The sequence below is a fragment of the Mediterraneibacter flintii genome, assembly GCF_055387595.1.
The window spans coordinates 3,731,025-3,750,023 of record NZ_AP031405.1 but is presented as its reverse complement, the minus strand read 5'-3'; the positions used below and the strand labels follow the sequence as shown (position 1 = coordinate 3,750,023).

General features: G+C 38.9%; 15 protein-coding genes. 12 read left to right on the top strand and 3 right to left on the bottom strand.

All coding sequences use genetic code 11. The features are described 5' to 3' along the window. The first annotated feature begins 14 nt into the window (after positions 1–14). The 7 genes from ACZ5C4_RS17830 to ACZ5C4_RS17800 all read left to right on the top strand — a co-directional run bounded on the left by ACZ5C4_RS17830 (position 15) and on the right by ACZ5C4_RS17800 (position 8,004). The gene (locus tag ACZ5C4_RS17830) at positions 15–929 is read left to right on the top strand and encodes an amidohydrolase family protein (protein WP_464522171.1); all 915 of its coding nucleotides are present in this window, start codon (positions 15–17) and stop codon (positions 927–929) included. Next, positions 926–2,080 (top strand): MFS transporter, encoded by a 1,155-nt coding sequence (locus tag ACZ5C4_RS17825; RefSeq protein WP_464522170.1) that lies wholly within the window; start codon positions 926–928, stop codon positions 2,078–2,080. Before ACZ5C4_RS17830 ends, ACZ5C4_RS17825 begins: the two co-directional genes overlap by 4 nt. Further along, positions 2,081–2,875, top strand: a complete 795-nt coding sequence (locus ACZ5C4_RS17820; RefSeq protein ID WP_464522169.1) for an MBL fold metallo-hydrolase — start codon at positions 2,081–2,083, stop codon at positions 2,873–2,875. Positions 2,876–2,950: 75 nt separating this feature from the next. After that, a complete protein-coding gene (locus ACZ5C4_RS17815) occupies positions 2,951–3,619 on the top strand; it encodes a GntR family transcriptional regulator (RefSeq protein WP_464522168.1) in 669 nt (222 codons plus the stop codon). Positions 3,620–4,099: 480 nt separating this feature from the next. Further along, on the top strand, positions 4,100–5,383 hold the full coding sequence (locus tag ACZ5C4_RS17810) for a nickel pincer cofactor-dependent isomerase, group 22 (RefSeq protein WP_186876605.1): 1,284 nt from the start codon (positions 4,100–4,102) through the stop codon (positions 5,381–5,383). A gap of 35 nt (positions 5,384–5,418) precedes the next feature. After that, positions 5,419–6,477, top strand: coding sequence for a zinc-binding alcohol dehydrogenase family protein (locus ACZ5C4_RS17805; RefSeq protein WP_464522167.1), 1,059 nt, complete (start codon positions 5,419–5,421; stop codon positions 6,475–6,477). A 39-nt stretch (positions 6,478–6,516) separates the two neighbouring features. Continuing rightward, on the top strand, positions 6,517–8,004 hold the full coding sequence (locus ACZ5C4_RS17800) for a tagaturonate reductase (protein WP_464522166.1): 1,488 nt from the start codon (positions 6,517–6,519) through the stop codon (positions 8,002–8,004). Positions 8,005–8,132: 128 nt separating this feature from the next. Here the strand turns inward: ACZ5C4_RS17800 and ACZ5C4_RS17795 are convergent, their stop codons facing one another. Beyond that, complete coding sequence (locus ACZ5C4_RS17795; protein ID WP_464522165.1) at positions 8,133–10,274, bottom strand: family 78 glycoside hydrolase catalytic domain; 2,142 nt, start codon at positions 10,272–10,274, stop codon at positions 8,133–8,135. Between the two features lie 37 nt (positions 10,275–10,311). Beyond that, the gene (locus ACZ5C4_RS17790; RefSeq protein ID WP_464522164.1) at positions 10,312–11,082 is read right to left on the bottom strand and encodes an SDR family oxidoreductase; all 771 of its coding nucleotides are present in this window, start codon (positions 11,080–11,082) and stop codon (positions 10,312–10,314) included. Between the two features lie 282 nt (positions 11,083–11,364). Here ACZ5C4_RS17790 and ACZ5C4_RS17785 point away from each other — a divergent pair, with 282 nt between their 5' ends. From ACZ5C4_RS17785 to ACZ5C4_RS17765, 5 genes are all read left to right on the top strand, one after another. Continuing rightward, entirely contained in the window at positions 11,365–12,666 is a 1,302-nt protein-coding gene (locus tag ACZ5C4_RS17785) for an ABC transporter substrate-binding protein (protein WP_464522163.1), read from the top strand. Between the two features lie 4 nt (positions 12,667–12,670). After that, positions 12,671–13,525, top strand: coding sequence for a carbohydrate ABC transporter permease (locus tag ACZ5C4_RS17780; protein ID WP_464522162.1), 855 nt, complete (start codon positions 12,671–12,673; stop codon positions 13,523–13,525). After that, complete coding sequence (locus ACZ5C4_RS17775; protein ID WP_464522161.1) at positions 13,526–14,356, top strand: carbohydrate ABC transporter permease; 831 nt, start codon at positions 13,526–13,528, stop codon at positions 14,354–14,356. Positions 14,357–14,466: 110 nt separating this feature from the next. Next, positions 14,467–16,245, top strand: a complete 1,779-nt coding sequence (locus tag ACZ5C4_RS17770) for a sensor histidine kinase (RefSeq protein WP_464522160.1) — start codon at positions 14,467–14,469, stop codon at positions 16,243–16,245. After that, on the top strand, positions 16,238–17,743 hold the full coding sequence (locus ACZ5C4_RS17765; protein WP_464522159.1) for a response regulator: 1,506 nt from the start codon (positions 16,238–16,240) through the stop codon (positions 17,741–17,743). The genes ACZ5C4_RS17770 and ACZ5C4_RS17765 overlap by 8 nt, the downstream gene beginning before the upstream one ends. 297 nt (positions 17,744–18,040) lie before the next feature. On the opposite strand, the gene ACZ5C4_RS17760 is transcribed toward ACZ5C4_RS17765, so the two are convergent. Beyond that, entirely contained in the window at positions 18,041–18,946 is a 906-nt protein-coding gene (locus tag ACZ5C4_RS17760; protein WP_464522158.1) for a fumarylacetoacetate hydrolase family protein, read from the bottom strand. Positions 18,947–18,999: the final 53 nt, after the last annotated feature.

The window sequence follows — 18,999 nt, the reverse complement described above, 5'->3', positions numbered from 1 at the left end:
AGCGAGGTAGGCATATGAAGATCATAGACGCACATGTACATGTATTTCAGAATTTACAAGGTTTCCGAGGGGAAGGAGAGCTTTACCCAATTGGAAATGGAAAAGGAAGATGGGCAAACGGAGATATTATAGAAATGATTCCCGAAGGACTTGGGGATAAAGGTTTTACCTATGAGACCTGCCATAGAGTCCTTAAGGAAAATGGCGTGGAAAAGGCAGTACTTTTGCAGGGAAGCTTCTATGGATTTGCAAATGAATATGTGGCAGAGGCGGTACGTGCGTATCCGGAAATGTTTGTCGGAGCCGGAACGTTTGATCCAATGGCGAGATATGCGGATATGATTTATGACAGACTGACAAGAGAATTAGGTTTTCGGATTATGAAGTTTGAAACGAGTTCAGGGGGAGGATTTATGTCCTATCATCATCCCTTTGATCTTGCGGAAGTATTTATTCCGATTGCGGAGAAATGCGAAAAGAATTCGCAGGTACTTGTGTTGGATATTGGCAGTCCGGGTATGAACAGCTTCCAGCCTGAAGCGGTGAGAAAAATTGCCTTGAAATGCCCTGGACTAAAGATAGTAGTCTGCCATCTTCTGGCACCTACACTGGCGGATAAAGATACAGAGTGTTTCAAAGAAAGCATGGAAAAACTAGCACTTCCAAATGTATATTTTGATTTGGCAGCGATTCCGTTCAACGTACAGCCGGAGACATACCCATTTCCGACTGGGTGTGAATTTATAAAATCTGCAAAAGATATTGTAGGAGTAGATAAGCTGATGTGGGGGACGGATATTCCGTCAGTGCTGATACAAAATTCTTATAAGAAATTGACAGAGTATCTTTCAGAAGGAAATATCTTTACAAAAGAGGAATTAGAAAAAGTATACTATAAAAATGCATTAGAGGTGTATCTCTTTCAATGAAAGATAAGAAAAAACAGATGCGGCTGCTTCTGATACTTGTATGTATATTCTGGTTTGGACAATATGTATATATTCCTTATCAGACAACGTATCTGACAGAGATTGGAGTTCCTGCTGATATTGTCGGTATCATTATCGGAGCATATGGTCTTGTACAAATATTTTTCCGTATACCTGTCGGAATACTTGCCGATACAGGAGGCGGACATAAAAAAATTATTACATTGGGAATATGTTGTGTAGGAATAGCATCCTTAATAAGGGTGCTATTTCCAAATGCGGCAGGCTTTTTTATGGCAAATTTATTTTCTGGACTTGGAGCATCTGCATGGATCTCTTATATGGTTTTCTATATGGGATTCTATGGCGAGGGGAACTTACAGGCGGCGACCGGAAAGGTGATTGCGGCAAATAATACAGGCGTACTTATCGGATTTGGTGTCAGTTCTGTTTTGTACGCACATCTGGGAATGAGATGGATCTGCGTATTCAGTATGACGGCAGGGATAGCCGGTACACTTATGTGCGCAGGGCTCAGGGAGAGAAGGGCAGAGGGAAAAAGAGCAGAAAAGAAGGAGCTGGTGAAGCTCTTTCTGCATAAGAGACTTCTGTTTTTTTCTGTGCTGGCTCTGCTGCAGCAGGGAGTGCAGATGGCAACGTGTATGTCGTTTACGATACAGGCAGCAAAAAATCTGGGAGCCAGACAGTGGCAAGTCGGAGCGACTTCTATCATATATATTGTATTTGCTGTTTTATTTTCTTATTTGTCAAGTAGAAGCTTTTTTACGAGGATTGGACATACCAAAATTGTGCCGGCAGGATTATTTGTTCAGGCATTATACTGTGTGCTTGTTCCGAACATGAACCGTATTTATGGAATTTATGTGTGCCAGATTTTAGCAGCGTTTGCTATGGGCTTTTTGTTTACCTCTTTGACCAGCGAAAGTATGCGGGGGATTCCCAGGAAATACTATTCCACAGCGATGGGAATTTTCCAGGCTGTCTATGCAGTGGGGATGACAGCATTCCCAGTGATTGTTGGCAGTATAGAAAATAGTTTGACAGAACAGGCTGCATTTTATTTTATGGCTGTCTGCCTGGTGATAGGACTTGCCGTGGCAACGATTTTTTATAGAAGGGAGAGAAACTAAATGTATTTTGTAGAGAAGGTAAGAACGTGTAATCCGAAAGAGGGGGAAGTGGGGATTTTCTGGTTGGGACAGGCAGGGTTTTTGCTGAAAAACAGTAAAAATGAAATACTTGCTGTGGATCCGTATTTATCAGACGCCGTAGAGCGAATCTGTGGTTTGAAACGATTGATGATGCCGGTACTGGAACCAGAAGAACTAAATCCAAATGTACTTGTAATCAGTCACCATGATGAGGATCATCTGGATATGGACATTATACCTGAAATGATGAAAAGAAATCCAAAAACAAAGCTGCTGGCTCCCAAAACAGCATATAATATGTGTCTGGATGCGAAAATAGATAAAAAGCAGTTGTTACAATTTGATGAAGGGACGAAAATTACATGCGGAGGATTTGAAATAGAAGCGGTGTTCGCAGATCATGGAGATCACGCTCCGGACGCAGTCGGTATACTGATTCGTACAGACGGTCGGGTATTTTATTTTTCTGGAGATACTTCTTATCAGTGCGAACGGATGAAATATGCTGCTTCTCAGGATGTAGATGTATTAATTGTCCCAATCAACGGAGAATATGGCAATATGAACGCATTGGAGGCAGTAGAACTTGTAAATCTTGTAAAACCGAAACTGACAATTCCAAGCCATTTCTGGACTTTTATTAGGCATGGAAGCGAACCTTATATGTTTGACAGAGAGATGCGATTGGAGGCAAATGACTGCCCATTTTATTTTATGTGCCAAGGAGAAGGGATTGTCTGGGATGGAACAGTGTTAAGAATGGTGAATTCTTGAAAAAGTGGGACTGTATCGCCGGACAATAGTATGATATAATAAACGTTGAAATAACGGATATAGGTGGTTTGAGAAATGAAAAAAGAGTCCCTGAAACAACAGGCGTATAATATTATTAAAAATAAAATTATTACTTGTGAATATCCTCCTAATTTCCTCCTGAATGAAGAGAAATTAAAGGAAGAGATCGGTGCAAGCAGGACACCTATCAGAGATGCGCTCAGCAGACTGGAGCAGGAAAATCTTGTACATATCCTGCCTAAAAAGGGAATTATGGTGGCGTCCCTATCGATACGTGAAATCAATTCTATATACGAAGCGCGTATGCTGGTAGAGCCATATGTGATTGAACATTATGCAGGGAACATCGATAGAAAACGGTTTCTGTATTATGAAAAAGTATTTAAGAAAAAAGAAAAAGACATCCACGAGGGAGTGGATATTTACGATGATGTGTACGACATTGATGATAAATTGCATATAGAATTTATTAATGCAACAGAAAATGAGTATTTTAAAGCATTGTATGAGAGGATTTATTATCAGAACCGGCGTTTGAGAATACTGTCTGGAGTAAAAAGCAGGGATAGAATTGCAGCAACCCAGAGGGAGCACCTCAAGATTATAGAGGCATGTCTGGAAGAAAAATGGTCAGATGCGGCGGAGGCAATGAAAGAACATCTAGTTTGTTCAAAAAGGGCATCCTTTGAGGCTATGATTGAAGGTGGAGACATGTTATTATAAATTAGGAACTGATGGAACGATAAGAAACCGGCTTTGTGCTGTTATGACATTCCAATTGGAAGTAGAGATAGGCTTTTGATTGGAATGTGAAAGGAGCGTGAAGCCGGTTTATTTTGAGTAAATTTATCCAATTTAATAGAGGATGTCTTTATATAGCAGGACTATATTTATGTGAAATTGATAAAAAATATATATGTTAATTAGAAAAAATCGTAACAGTTCAGCCCGTGCCATTCGTAAAACCGCACTGCGTGCTTATTGTGGCTGCCGCCACCGTTTTACTCATTGACGGGCGCTTAAGCTTATACAGATGTACGCACGCAAAAACATGCAAGCATGTTTTATGCTTTTCGCACAACTGTATGGCTGAACTGCTACAAAAAATTAAATATTTTCTATAAAGTAATTGCAAAATTTATTTTAAGGTACTATAATGTATACAACATATAGTACAATAAAGAGTACAATAGGAGAAGAAAGATGAGAGAACGACAATTTGTAGCGGACCTGGTCAGTGACCAGAAGCTGCCGAGAATGTTCAGAGCGAAGCAGAAATTTCTGCGAAATAGCATTGAAGTCGAAAAGATCCCGAATATCATTGAACATCTTCTTTCCGATGAAAAATTTTCGTCCCAGATAAAGCCAGGAATGAGGATTGCGATTACTGCAGGAAGCAGAGGAATTGCCAATGTAGCTCTTACTACAAAATGTATTGCTGATTTTGTGAAAAAGAAAGGCGCCAAGCCGTTTATTGTTCCTGCAATGGGAAGCCATGGAGGAGCTACGGCAGAAGGACAGAGAGAAATTTTGGAAGGATACGGCATTACAGAAGCGTATACCGGATGTCCGATTGTTTCTTCTATGGAGGTCAAGAAAATAGGATTGACAGAGGACGGCAGAGAAGTATTTATCGATAAACATGCCGCGGAAGCAGATGGAATTATATTGGGATGCCGTATCAAGCCCCACACTGCATTTCGCGGACCGTATGAAAGCGGTATGATGAAAATGATGGCGATTGGGCTTGGAAAACAGCATGGAGCAGAGGTTTGCCATGAGGCAGGATTTAAGAATATGGCAAAAAATGTTCCTATGTTTGGAAAGGCAATTATAGAAAATGCGCCAATCTTGTTTGCGGTTCCGACAATTGAAAATGCATATGATGAAACATGGAAAATCACAGCCGTAAACGCGGATGAGATTGAAGAAAAGGAACCGGAGCTGTTAAAGGAGGCAGCGGCAAATATGCCTCGTATTTTGGTGGATAGCTGTGATGTACTTGTAGTAGATCAGATAGGTAAGAATTTCAGTGGAGACGGGATGGATCCCAATATTACAGGGACGTTTTGTACGCCTTATGCAACAGGAGGTATACAGTCGCAGAAGGTATGTGTTTTAGATTTAAGCCCTGAAACACATGGAAATGGGATTGGCCTTGGGTATTCTAGTGCGACGACAAAGAGAGTCTTTGACAAGCTGGATTTAGCGTCTATGTACCCGAATGCAATTACCTGTACTGTTTTAGGAGGAGTCCGGATTCCGATTATTATGGAAAGCGATAAAGAAGCGATTCAGGTATGCGTAAAAACGTGTAACGAGATTGATAAATCAAACGCGCGTATTGTTCGGATCCCGAACAGCCTGCATATCGAACATATTATGCTGTCAGAAGCTTACTATGACGAGGTAAGAAAGAATCCAGATATGGAGATAGAGTCAGAGCCAGAGGACTGGGGATTTGATGAAAATGGAAATTTGTGGTAATACAAGTGCTTAAAAAGGATAGGAGGAAGATGAAAATGAAAGCAATACGAATTAATGCACCAGGAGAGGTTGAAATCTGTGAAGTGGAAAAACCGGTCAGAAAACAGGGAGAAGCTCTTTTGAAGCTGTTATATGGAGGAATCTGTGGAAGCGATTTGGGCTCTTATAGAGGCACATTTGCGTATTTTGATTATCCGCGTATTCCAGGACATGAGTTCAGCGCTGAAATTGTAGAAATAGATGAGAATGACAAAGGGTTGAAACCAGGCATGATCGTTACATGCAACCCCTATTTTAATTGTACAAAATGCTATAGCTGTGAACATGGCATTGTGAATGCATGCATGAACAATGAGACAATGGGCTGTCAGAGGGACGGAGCATTCTGTGAATATATTACAATGCCGATAGAGAGAATTTATGATGGGAAAGGGCTTCCGCCGAAAGTGCTTGCTGCTATTGAACCTTTCTGTATCAGCTATCATGGTGTACAGCGCGCAGGAATTAATAAAGGAGACAAAGTGCTGGTTGTCGGTTCTGGAACCATAGGTGTATTGGCGGCGGTAGCTGCAAAAGCGCTGGGCGGAGAGGTATATATCAGTGATGTGCAGGCTCCGAAGTTGGAGTATGTACAGAAGCAGTTTGGGTTTGCAGGAACAATTTTGAACGATTCGCCGGAACACTTTACAGAGGCTATCTCTGAAATCACAGGTACATATGAAGTAAACGGAACGGTTCAGCCAAATGGGTTTGATGTGTGTATTGAAGCGGTGGGACTTCCGTCTACTTTCCAGAATACAATTGATGCGGCGGCATTCGGCGGGAAAGTTGTTTTGATTGGTGTTGGAAAGAAAAACCTGGACTTTAATTTTACACTGCTCCAGAAGAAAGAGCTGAATGTGTTCGGCAGCAGAAACGCTCTGAAGAAAGATTTTATCGAATTGATCGATTTGGTGAAAGATGGAAAAGCAGATCTGGAAAAGGTTATTACAAATGTATACCCGTTTGAGGAGGCTGCAAAAGCATTTGCAGATTTTGACAAGAGCAGCGGAGATATGCTGAAAGTAGTGATCGATTTTACAAATATAAAATAAGAAAATATATTTATATTTTAAATAGAGAGGATATTTGAAATGGAAAAATTAAATTATCAGGTATTGGAAAAATCAGGGTATCAGGGATATATTAAGAAAAGCGCGCCGGAGAAGGTATTACAGTTTGGAGAGGGAAATTTTCTGCGGGCATTTGTAGATTATTTCTTCGACTGTGCGAACGAAAAGACAGACTGGGAAGGAAAAGGCGTACTTGTTCAGCCGATCCCTCAGGGGCTGACAGAATTGATTAACGGTCAGGAAGGACTGTATACCTTATACCTGCGTGGGAGTGAGAAAGGGCAGAAGGTAGATCAGAAAAGAGTCATTTCTTTTGTAAGCAGATGCATCAATCCATATGAAGATTTTGACGCTGTCATTAAGGCTGCTTGCAGTGAGGAGCTGGAATATATTGTATCAAATACAACAGAGGCAGGAATTGTCTACGACCCAGAGAGTAAATTTGAACAGTGCCCTCCGAACAGTTTTCCGGCAAAGCTGACGAAAATTCTGTATGAAAGATTTAAGGCAGGCAGAAAAGGCGTTGTCATTTTAAGCTGTGAGCTGATTGACAATAACGGAAAAGAGCTGGAAAAATGTGTGCTTCAGCATATAGATGACTGGAAACTAGGCGAAGATTTCAAGGAATGGATTACAGCGGAAAATATCTTTTGTTCCACATTGGTAGACCGGATTGTGCCGGGAAGAATCAAGGATGCAAAGGAAGTAGAGAAGCTGGAAGCAGACAATGGATATAAAGATGATTTGATGGACGTCGGAGAGTGCTTTGGAGTATGGATCATCGAAGGGCCGGCAGAATTGGAGGAGCGTCTTCCGTTTAAAAAAGCCGGATTAAATGTACAGGTTGTACCAGATGTAACTCCGTATAAAAAGAGAAAGGTACGCATCTTAAATGGAGCACATACAGGATTTGTCCTGGGCGCTTATCTGTCAGGACAGAATATTGTAAGAGACTGTATGCATAACGAGACGATTAAAGGCTTTATGAATAAGATGCTTTATGATGAGATCATTCCAACACTTCCATTGGACAAAGAGGATTTAATGGATTTCGCTTCGGCAGTAGAAGATCGTTTTAACAATCCATTTGTAGACCATGAATTGATGAGTATTTCTTTAAATTCTACCTCCAAGTGGCGGGCAAGAAACCTTCCGTCATTTGAAGAATATGTAAAAGAAAAGAAGGCGCTTCCGGTATGCCTTACAATGAGCCTCGCCGCATATATTGCATTTTATAGTAGCGATATACAGGAAAGGACAGAGGATGGACTGATTTGCAGGCGTCCGAAGGGGAATACCTACAAAGTCCAGGATGACGCATGGGTATTGGATTTCTACTATGAGCATAGAGAGGACAGTGCAGAGGAGCTGGTACATGCAGTACTTACAAACGAAAAAATGTGGGGCGAAGATTTGAGTCAGATCGAAGGTCTGGAGAAAAAGGTTACAGAAAACCTGCTTAACATTCGTGAAAACGGAGCAGAGAAAGCATATGCTTCCTGCCTGTAAGGGAAAGAAAAATAAAATTTTTGGCACATAAAAGAGTTATGTGGGAATATATGCAGGCTGCTGCCGCGAAACAGGAGAAAGCTCACTGTTTTGCGGCAGTTTTTATGTCCGTCTGAAAAAAGATAGATTTATTTTTTTACATGAATCAGTTTATCTCGGAATCTTACAGAAAGTTCAAAATATTTTACATTGTCAGGTATATGAGGTTCCAGTTTATATCCTGTTTTAGAATGTGGATTAAGACGTATTCCTGCGATATCCTCAATAAGTATAGAGATAGCGCCGCTTGCCCAAGGATGGCAGAGGCTGGTGTTCCATTTCTGTTCCTTTCCCCATGCCTCGAAACAGGTCGTGGCGCCTTCTTGGATCATGGTATAATAGCTATGTTCATTTTTACTGAGAAGAAGATCATATAATTGCTCATAGTGTCCTTGACCGGCAAGTGCTTTCATTAGAAAATAGCTATGCATGACACCGCAGGAAACCCCTTTTTTGTAAATCCAGTCTGCTGTATAGTTTCTATCCGATTGAGGAGTAATTCCAAAGTAAAGCGGATAGGTATTAGACATCAAGGAAGTGTGTGTGCTGTATTCGGCATCTGTCATAAGGTGTTTTTCAGGATCATAAAATTTGTCCAGAAAAGCCTGTTCAAGCTGATATATTTTATGTTCTGTACCTAAATCCGGAGTGGGAAAAACAAGATTATATAATTCCTGACGAACTTTATAAGCACCGATATAAAGCGCATTGATGACATTATGACAACCATCAGATACAACTCGTTCTCCAAGTTCAAAATCATAACCATCTCTGAGATTTGGCGGCCAGTCTACCAGATTCCACTTATCATTTACAGTATATAAAAGCCCTTCTTGCTTTTCAAAACAGGAAAAGTGTTCTAACATTCTATCTATAACCGGAAGATAAATTTTTATGGTGTCAATATCTCCGGTGAACAGATAATACTGTTTTATGAGAAGTGGAAACATCAAAGAAAAATCAGCAATTTCCTGCATGGTAGAGCCAGGCACTACACTCATAAGTCCGGGACATATACGTGCAGAGGAGGCAAATTGATCAATTGCTTTTAACATCATAGACGTATCATCTGTCAGCCATGCCTGGGAGCGTGAGGTAATGATAGCATCACCCAGATACTGACCCTTTTCCCGGGTAGGACAATCCATATATTGTTCTTGCACCCCATATTTTACTCCGTTTTTACATATCTGAAAGATATTTTCAATGAGAGTATCAGAACATTTTAATGTACAGAAGGATTCATTCATTGGATAGTGCCGTACCAGAAAGTAAATATCAAGAAACTCTATAGGTTCTTCTGTGCTGATTTGTGCATACCGCAACCCTTTATAGTCATAGGGGACAAGTGTACAGATTCCATTATCCAAAGTCCAAGTTTCATCATAAGTACAGTTACAGCGCATTTTAAAGCGGACATTTCCGGATTCATCTAATTCTTCACCACATTGTATGCGTACTTTCTGCCCGGATGTACCTTTAGCTTTCAAACAGAGAGAACCGGTTATTTCTTCTCCTGCGTCTATAAGGAATGTACCGGGCTTTATTTCTTTTATTTTAGACGGACGGATTTGATAAATATCCAGAGCTTTTGTAGGTTGGGGAATGAGCGTATAGTCCTGCCAGGAAGCGGGAGCCATTTTTTTCCAAGTGCTGTCATCAAAATCAGGTAAATTCCAAGCTTCATCCCATTTTCTGCTATCAAAATTCTCAAGAAATTGTGTATCATAACCGGTAAGACATCCACTATAAGCGGATGAAATATGATATTTCCATACTAATTTATCCTTCAGAGAAAAAGAAGGCTCTGCGGCAAAACCAAAGCGATCATCACCACTGTTCCAGACGCGGTTTATAACGCCTTGGTAATATAGGTGTACAGCAAACACATTTTTTCCTTCTGTAAGATAAGTTCCCAGATTTAGTGTTTGATAATAGTAAGAATCGTGATAAGAAGGAGCTGGTCCCTGCGCTATAAAATGACCGTTTACATAGAGCTTATAGTAATCATCGGCAGTTATATTCAAAGAGAAAATCTGACGACGAGTTTTGATTGCCATAATATCTTTATGATTTAGTATAAAAGAGGAACGGGCAAGAACATGAAGATTTTGTAATTCATCAGGAGAAGTAGGAATATTCGATGCATTTGAATCCAGTTCTTTATGAAAGACATTTTGGGGAATACGATTTAAGAAACTATCTATAGTGTACCATTGAGGATTCCACATTTTAATCACCTTTTTGCTTTTATTCGCATAATCCTTTCTATTTTACTAAATATCCGCCGTCTACAGGAATAACAGCGCCGTTGATATAGTTTGAAGCATCAGAAGCAAGAAAAATAGCAGTTCCCTTCATATCTTCAGGGGTTCCCCATCTTTCTGCAGGTATACGCTTAGTAATTTCTGAATATCGGGGATTTGCAGGCTCTGTAAGTGCGGCATTCATATCTGTATCCATATAACCGGGGGCTATCGCATTTACTTTTATTCCTTTACAGGCCCATTCATTGCAGAGTGCTTTCGTAAGTTGTGCGACTCCGCCTTTAGAAGCGGCATAAGCCGGAACTGTGTAACCGCCGAAAAAAGAGAGCATAGACGCTATATTGATAATAGTGCCTCTTTTTCTTCTGCGAAGAAATTCATTGGCGGCAAGCTGGCAGAGCTCAAAGACTGCTGTAAGGTTGATATTTAATATTTCCTCCCAGTTTTTTAAGGGGAAATGTTCGCTTTGGCAACGATATTGAACACCGCCACAGTTGACGAAAACATCAAGATCATTTAGAAGTTCTATGGCCTTTTGAAACCCTTCCTGCCGTTGGCTGGAAACGGAAAGATCCATGACAACACCATGACAGATATATCCTCTGCTGCAAAAATGTGAAGCAGTTCTATATACCTTTTCGTTACTTCCGAAAATGACGACTTCTGCCCCGGCCTCCAAAAAACCTTCGGCTATACCGTATCCAAGACCGCGTGTACCACCGGTTATAGCAATTTTTTTCCCGGTTACGTTAAATAAATTATAAGCGTTCATAGTACCTCCATATAAATTTGTTTTTAGCTTTACGCTTTTTAGTTTAGCATGAAGGAATCATAATGACATGGAGAATTACACCAGAAGGGATTGAAAATTATATCACTATTTTTAGGGATACTAGAATATTGATACGGTAGAAAAAATAATAAATTGAAGATAAAATAGAAGAAAGAAAAGGATATTGGCAAAATATTTCATGTATACTGGTTTGATTTTCTATGTTGAAAAATTTAACGGAATGTTATATTAAACCCATCAAAATATTAGGAGGAATTATTCGTGAAAAAAAGGAAATTTATGGCGGTTTTACTGGCAGTGATGCTTACAGTATGTATTCTGCCGGGATGTTCTGAGAAACAGGAAAACAAACAAAAAGGAGGTGGAGAAGAAAAAGAGCTGACAATCATGGTTGAGAATAATGTATCTCTTGCAGGATTTGATGCGGTGACAAAACTGGCAAAAGAAAAATTAGGAATTGACATTGTAGTAGAGACAAGGCAGGGAGGCTCAGAAGGGGATAATTTGATTAAGACCAGACTGGCAGCGGGAGAAATGACAGATATGGTCGTTGTGACTCCGGGGTCAGTATTAGAGACATTAAACCCAACAGAGTATTTTATGGATATATCTGAAGAAGAATGGGTAGATAAACTGGATGATGAATATAAAAAGACAGTGACATTTGACGGAGAGACATTCGGTGTTCCTTTTGCTTCTTCGAAATGTGGAGCCGTGATATATAGTAAGCCTTTGTATGAGAAATATAATCTGGAAGTGCCGAAAACATGGGATGAATTTATGGATAACTGCAAGGTACTTAAAGAGGCAGGAGAAACAGCTATATTAGGTACCTCTGGTACTATGTGGACAAATCAAGTAGGATTCTTAGGGAATGCCTATAATATTCTATACGAAGATCCGGAGTTTCCGGCAAATCTGGAAGCAGGCCAGGCTAAATGGGCAGAGACCCCGGCAGCGCTCAGGAGTTTTGAAAAAATGGAAGACACAGTGGGATTCTATAATGAAGATGCTCTGGCAACAACATTCAACGATGGATGTGATATTATGGCAAATGGAGAAGCGGGACATTGGTTTATGCTTTCACAGGCGTTATCAAATGTATATGAACTGTACGATGAGGGAGTAAACGATTTAGGGGTATTTGCAATTCCGGGTGACACGGAGGAAGAGACAGGGCTTACAATGTGGATGCCGATTTCAATATGTGGAAACAAGAACAGTGAGAAACAGGAGTTGATCAAAGAATTTATGGAATTTTATATTTCGGAAGAGGCATTGGATACCTATGCAGATGTAGTACCGCCAGATGGACCGTATTGTGTGAAAGACTATGAGCTGCCGGAGAACTCCTATGACGCTGTAAAGATAGATATGCAGAAATATGTAGAGGAAGGAAAGACAAACGTAGCACTTGAATTCCTGACTTCTGTTAAAGGAGCAGAATGTGATGTGATTTGCCAGGAATTACTTTCAGGTCAGACAACGGCTCTGGAAGCGGCTGAAAAATATGACGCAGATTGTGCTAAGATGGCAACACAGCTAGGTCTTGACTGGGAGTGATGGTATGGTAAGAAAAATGTACAGTAAGTGGTTTATGCTGCCGGCATTAATAATTTTTACGGTATTCTTTCTACTTCCGCTTGTTATCTCTTTTTTCTTCAGTTTGACAGTCTGGAACTTTGACAGCGTAAATTTCTGTGGTTTGGACAATTTTAAAACATTTTTTTCGTCAGACGCTCTTGTATCCTCACTGGGACATACGTTGGTATACGCCATTCTTACCTGCGGTTCTAAGTTAATACTTGCATTTTTGCTTGCTGTTTTTCTCACAAGTGGTATAAAAACAAAAAATATTTTACGTGCGGTTGTATTTTTCCCAAACCTGATGAGTACAGTCGCAGTTGGAATTATTTTTACTGCATTGATGCATCCGTCAAAAGGGCTGTTGAATCAAGCGATCGAATTGTTTGGAGGGCAGGGAATTAACTGGCTGGGTAATACGGATATTGCCTTGTATTCAGTGGCAGTAGCTGATATATGGAAAGGGGTAGGAGTTGCGACTGTAATCTTCATTGCAGGGATGACATCTATAGATAAGACATATTATGAAGCGGCAGCGATGGATGGAGCAAATACATTTCAAAAATTGAAGATGATTACAGTACCTTTGTGTCGTCCCGCTGTCAACTCCATTATTATGCTTTCGTTCATCAGTGGACTGCGCAGTTTTGATTTAATCTGGTCTATGACGAAAGGAGGGCCCGGATATGCAACAGAGGTGCTGGCTTCATTGGTATATAAACAGTATGCAGCAGGATTCTATGGCCTTTCAACAGCAGGAAATGTCATTATGTTTCTGGTGATAGCTTTTATTGCCTATCCATTGCAGAAATTTTTGTTGAGCAGGGAGGTATATTAGGTGAAAAAAGGAAAAAGAATATCCTTAATCGGAGATATTTTCGGTATTGTAGGCGCTATTCTGATTTTTATCATCCCATTTTTATTTATGGGGATAAATGCTCTTAAGGATAGAAAAGAGGCAAATTTATTAAATATCTCTTTGCCAAGTGAACTGCATTGGGAAAACTTTGTACAGGCACTCAGTACGAATAATTATCAAATTATAACAGGATTTAAAAATAGTATTATTATTGTTATTGTATCTGTGACGATACTGGTAGTGTCTGGTTCTATGAGTGGGTATGCTATTCAGAGGAGAAATGACAGAATAACAAAAATTTTCAGTTCTGTATTGCTGGCAGGCTTAATGGTTCCGGCAGCGATATTGCCCACGATATGGGTTTTACAAAAAATTGGATTATATAAAACATTGGGAGGTATGATACTGGTTGAAGCTGCTCTTCAGACTCCATTTACAATTATGCTGTACAGAGGATTTATGAGTTCTATTCCGATAGAACTGGAAGAGGCGGGTTACATAGATGGATGTTCAAAATGGAAGTTGTACAGTACCATTATATTTCCATTGTTAAAGCCGGTTACTGCGACAGTTGTTATTCTTACTTCGGTAAGTATTTTTAACGATTTTACAAATCCACTGTATTTTCTGCCGGGGACAGAGAATACAACCATCCAGTTGACATTATATAATTTTATGGGCCAGTTTTCAAATTCATATAATTTATTGTTTGCTAATGTAATTTTGATTACGATTCCAATGTTGATTTTATTTATTTTTTTTAATAAAAAGATTGTCGATGGTATGGTATCGGGTGCGGTAAAGGGATGAAATCTTAAAATAAGGTGCGTGAAAGCTAGTGTAAATGCTATAATAGAACCGTGTGTGAGAGGATTCATACACGGTTTTAAGAGGTTAAACAAGTAGTATGAGGTGACGCAGTGAAGTTCCAGAAAAAGATAGTATTGATTTATATGGTTTTCGCTTTTCTGATAACGTTGATATTTACATGTGTATACTCCTCCTTCAGTATTAAAGGATATAAAGAGAAACAGGAGGCCGCAATACGTATAGTATCTGAGGCAAAGCTTCAGCAGATATGTAACAGGGTAGATGAGATGTCTGCAGTTACTACTTATCTGCTTTCCAACCAGGAGGTTTTACAAGCCTTAAACGAGCTTGCAAAACGGCAGATCGGAGGAAACGGGGAGGATTTATACTATATGGAAGAGGTTGCAGCTGTTCGCTCTCATCTCAAAACCTATTTTATGATAGATCAGTTTTATCGGGTTATCATATACAACAAATATAACCTTGTAATTTCAAGTAGTGCGGAACAAAATACAGGAACAGATTTTGTATTTGAAAATTACAGATGGAAAAATAATATAGAGAATACGAAAGGGAAAGGGGTTTTAATAGGTCTGCATAAGGATGACTGGGGGAGAAAGAATTCTGAAAATGTAGTATCCTTGGTTAGAGAAATACAGGGATTTGATATGGGATATATTGAAGTACAGGAAAGTGAAGAGACAATAGAGTCTTATCTGTGTAGTGAGGCGGAAGGAACACAGTATATTCTTTTTTCGGAAAAAGGAGATGTGATTTACCCTAAAATATCAAAAGAAGAGGCTTTGTTTTTGAAAGAAAATCTTACAGGACAGGATGGCGCAGTACAGAATTTAAAGAACAAAGATAAGGGTTCTTGTCTAATGTTAGAGGAATATTCAGAAGAAAACGGGTTGCTATTATTGACTGTCAGTGACAATGATTATTTATGGGATGTACTAAGAGATGTAATTCCGATTTCTATTCTTTTATTTACTGTACTGATGGGTCTTTCTTTTCTATATATTTACAAAACATCAAGAAGCCTTACAAAGCCTATTCGACAATTACAAAATTTTATGGAAAAAACGGAACTTTCTAATATAGAAGATAAAATAGATGAAAGGATTGCTAATGATGAGATTGAATCATTATATTTGTCGTATCAAGAGGTGTTGAACCGTTTAAATCAATCTGTAGAAAAGGAAAGAAAATTATCTGTTTTGCAGCTGCAGGCACAGTTTGATCTTCTGCAGGCACAGGTAAATCCACACTTTATTTACAATGTACTGAACGTCATATCTTACAGGGGGCTGAAATATGACGATGAAACTATATGTGACATTTGCAGCAGCCTTTCTAATATGCTGCGGTATTCTACAAATACAAGGGAAAAGACGGCGAAGATAAGTGAAGAAGTGCAATATCTCCGGTTATACTTGGGGCTTTTGAAATTCAGGTATGAACATAAACTGAATTATTCGATAGAAGTAGAAGAAGAGATTCTGGAAATGAAATTGCCAAAAATAGTTTTGCAGCAAATCGTAGAGAATAACGTAAAGCATGCATATCAGAATACAGCAGATGTGATAAAGATTGTAATAAAAGGAAAGAAATATAAAAACGGGTTTTTTATTTCCGTACAAGATTTTGGCACAGGTATGACAAAAGAAATAAAAAATAATATTGAGATAAAGATAAGAATGGTGAGAGATAAATTATCGCAGAAAAGGGAAAATGTAGAGATGGAAATAGGCGGAATGGGACTTGTAAACACTTATGCGCGACTATATTTGTTATATGGAGAGAGTATAAAATTCTCTATTGAAAGTCAGGAAGGAAAAGGAACTATTGTAAATATTAGTACGGATGAAGGATATAAATATGTATAGATTAATGATTGTTGACGATGAGCCATCGGCACGAGAATATTTAAGAGAAATTATAGAGAAGAAGTGTTCTGTATACAAAGTAATAGCAGAGGCGGAAAATGGCAGAGATGCTTTAAAACAAATCAAGCAGTGTGTTCCAGATCTCATTTTAACGGATATAAAAATGCCTGTCATGGGAGGGCTGGAATTAATTGAAGAAATACAAAACAGTTATCCTGAGATCAAATGTATTCTTATTACAGGGTTTCAGGAATTTGAGTATGCACAGAAAGCGATCAGAATGGGGGTGTGCGAATACGTATTAAAACCAGTCAATCCAAATGATTTAAAAAGACTGATGGAGCGTATGGAAGGACAACTGGAACAAAAATATTATGAAGAACGGATTTCGTTAATTAAAGATTTAAGTAATCCACTTGTAGAGCCAGATAATAAACGAATCGAACATTTTTTTGAAGAAGGTACCTATTATGCGATGTTGATACGTCAAAAAGGGGCACCCAGGCGTTATCATGTGCAGAATGGGATTGCAATCTGTTCTCTTCCGAGTGAGAAGATATTTGTATATGGCCGTGATGAACAAGAAACTTTATATCTTGTTGCGGAAAAATATGTAATTCATTGTGACTTTAGGCAGTATGTAGAAGAAATATATGAAAAATTCCGAAAAAAGGAAGGATATACAACGTGTGTACTGTATCAAAGAGGGTTTTCAATCCAGGAATTTTCAAGTATTATCCGTATGCTGTATAAGAAACTGGACAGGTCTATTGTAATAGGAAAAGATCAGATTATTGAGCTTTCTATGTTAGACGTGATTCAGGAGAATACAAAAAAAGATGCCGACAGTGATGAAAATAACTGTATGGAAAGGATCAGATATTATATAAAATATGGAAGGGAAAAAAAGCTTTCTGCCGAAATAGGACAGTTATTTGAAGTATGGAAACAGGAGGAGCAGAGCCAGTTTAATGTGGAAAATCAAATATATTATTTATATCAGACTTTGAATTATGAATATAAAAGATTGAAAGAATTTCCAGAATTACTTTACGCTTTAGATGAAGCTTTTGCAGAAGTTATGAACCTGAATGAATTAAAAGAGTTTGTTTTGCAGACGATCGAGCAGTATTTTATAACGGAGAAATATGAGGAAGACAGGGAGGATGAAAAGGACAGACTTTTAGATAAAATATTAATTTACCTTAATACACATATACAAGAAAGTATTTCTCTTGGGGATATATGCAGACAGTTTGGAGTTTCTCAGACATCCTTATACAGACTTTTCAGACAGAAAGTACAAAAAACTTTTAGTGGTTATTTGACAGATCTGAGAATTAAAAAGGCAAAGGAAATCATGAGGGAATGTCCGGATTTGTACATTAAAGATATTGCAGAAAGGGTAGGGTATGAAGATCAATTTTATTTTAGTCGGATTTTTCATTCTATTGAGGGGATAAGTCCAAGTGAGTATATGGAAAGAAATAGTAATTAGGAAATGATTTGACAGGCAGAGAGAGTATTGTTCTGTTGGGAAAAATAATTTTTATGTAGATAGCGAAAACCCGTTAACCATCTGGCTAACGGGTTTTCGTTGGTTTTATAGTTATCTAAAGGAATGAGAGTAAAGTGCGGCACCTTATATGGTGCCTTTACTTTATGAGGGGGGGAGATAGTTGTTTATCAACTATCTGAGTCTTAGTATAAGGCAAAATTATGTCAAAAGTATGAGTAAAATATAAAAGAAAACGAAAAAATCTTAAATCGCTCTTAAGAATCAATGAATAAATTTTTATTCTACCAGATTACGTAGTTTTCCAATCCCTTCTATTTCACAGATCACTTCATCCCCGCTTTTTAAAAATTTGGGAGGGGTATATCCCATACCGGCACCTGCGGGAGTACCTGTCGCAATAATCGTTCCAGCAGTCAGAGTAATTCCAGAGGAAAGCTCGGAGATAATTTCGTCAATCGGGTGAATCAGGTGATTTGTACAGCTCTGCTGACGTAGTTCACCATTGATTCGAGAAGAAATAGGAAGCACCGGAGGAAAAGTAATTTCGTCGGCTGTTACTATACATGGGCCCATAGGAGCAAATCCATCTAATGACTTGCCGAAGTACCATTGCTTGTGTTCAACCTGCAAATCCCTGGCAGAGACATCATTAAGGATTGTATAGCCATATATATACTGGACGGCAGTATCTGGAGTTATATCCTCCCGTTTTATATTTTGGCAGTCCTTTCCGAGAATGACCGCGAGCTCTGCTTCATAGTCCAGGCTGTCGGTTAAATTTTCGTGAAGTGGAATTGTCTCATCAGGGCCGCTTGCCTTATGAACGCGTTTACTGAAATAGACGGCTTTTTCTTGATTTACAAGAAAGGAATCCTTGTGAAAACGAGCAGATTCAACAGCGTGCTCAGCATAATTTATTCCAAGGCAGAGAATATCCTGCCTGGGATAAGGGATAGGCGCCATAAGCTGAAGTGCGTCGAGTTTTAATGCACTTTTAGGATTAACTTTATGATAGTTCACATTAAGAATCAATTTTTCCAATGGGACATGGCGGATAAGATCATTCATATCGGTATAGGATAGATGAAAAACTTCCAAAGGCCAGAGTAGACCGGGATGCTCTTTGAATCCAATACCTATCTGGGGAGTCTGGTTGTTTACTTGATATGTATAAAGTCTCATTAAAAATTCCTCCTATGTAATCAAAAAATTCAAATCTATGCTGGCGTTTCGTT

Excerpts from the sequence above, each read along its gene's own strand:
- ACZ5C4_RS17830 (WP_464522171.1), top strand. The coding sequence starts at position 15 with ATGAAGATCATAGACGCACATGTACATGTATTTCAGAATTTACAAGGT.
- ACZ5C4_RS17825 (WP_464522170.1), top strand. The coding sequence starts at position 926 with ATGAAAGATAAGAAAAAACAGATGCGGCTGCTTCTGATACTTGTATGT.
- ACZ5C4_RS17820 (WP_464522169.1), top strand. The coding sequence starts at position 2,081 with ATGTATTTTGTAGAGAAGGTAAGAACGTGTAATCCGAAAGAGGGGGAA.
- ACZ5C4_RS17815 (WP_464522168.1), top strand. The coding sequence starts at position 2,951 with ATGAAAAAAGAGTCCCTGAAACAACAGGCGTATAATATTATTAAAAAT.
- ACZ5C4_RS17810 (WP_186876605.1), top strand. The coding sequence starts at position 4,100 with ATGAGAGAACGACAATTTGTAGCGGACCTGGTCAGTGACCAGAAGCTG.
- ACZ5C4_RS17805 (WP_464522167.1), top strand. The coding sequence starts at position 5,419 with ATGAAAGCAATACGAATTAATGCACCAGGAGAGGTTGAAATCTGTGAA.
- ACZ5C4_RS17800 (WP_464522166.1), top strand. The coding sequence starts at position 6,517 with ATGGAAAAATTAAATTATCAGGTATTGGAAAAATCAGGGTATCAGGGA.
- ACZ5C4_RS17795 (WP_464522165.1), bottom strand. The coding sequence starts at position 10,274 with ATGTGGAATCCTCAATGGTACACTATAGATAGTTTCTTAAATCGTATT.
- ACZ5C4_RS17790 (WP_464522164.1), bottom strand. The coding sequence starts at position 11,082 with ATGAACGCTTATAATTTATTTAACGTAACCGGGAAAAAAATTGCTATA.
- ACZ5C4_RS17780 (WP_464522162.1), top strand. The coding sequence starts at position 12,671 with ATGGTAAGAAAAATGTACAGTAAGTGGTTTATGCTGCCGGCATTAATA.
- ACZ5C4_RS17765 (WP_464522159.1), top strand. The coding sequence starts at position 16,238 with ATGTATAGATTAATGATTGTTGACGATGAGCCATCGGCACGAGAATAT.
- ACZ5C4_RS17760 (WP_464522158.1), bottom strand. The coding sequence starts at position 18,946 with ATGAGACTTTATACATATCAAGTAAACAACCAGACTCCCCAGATAGGT.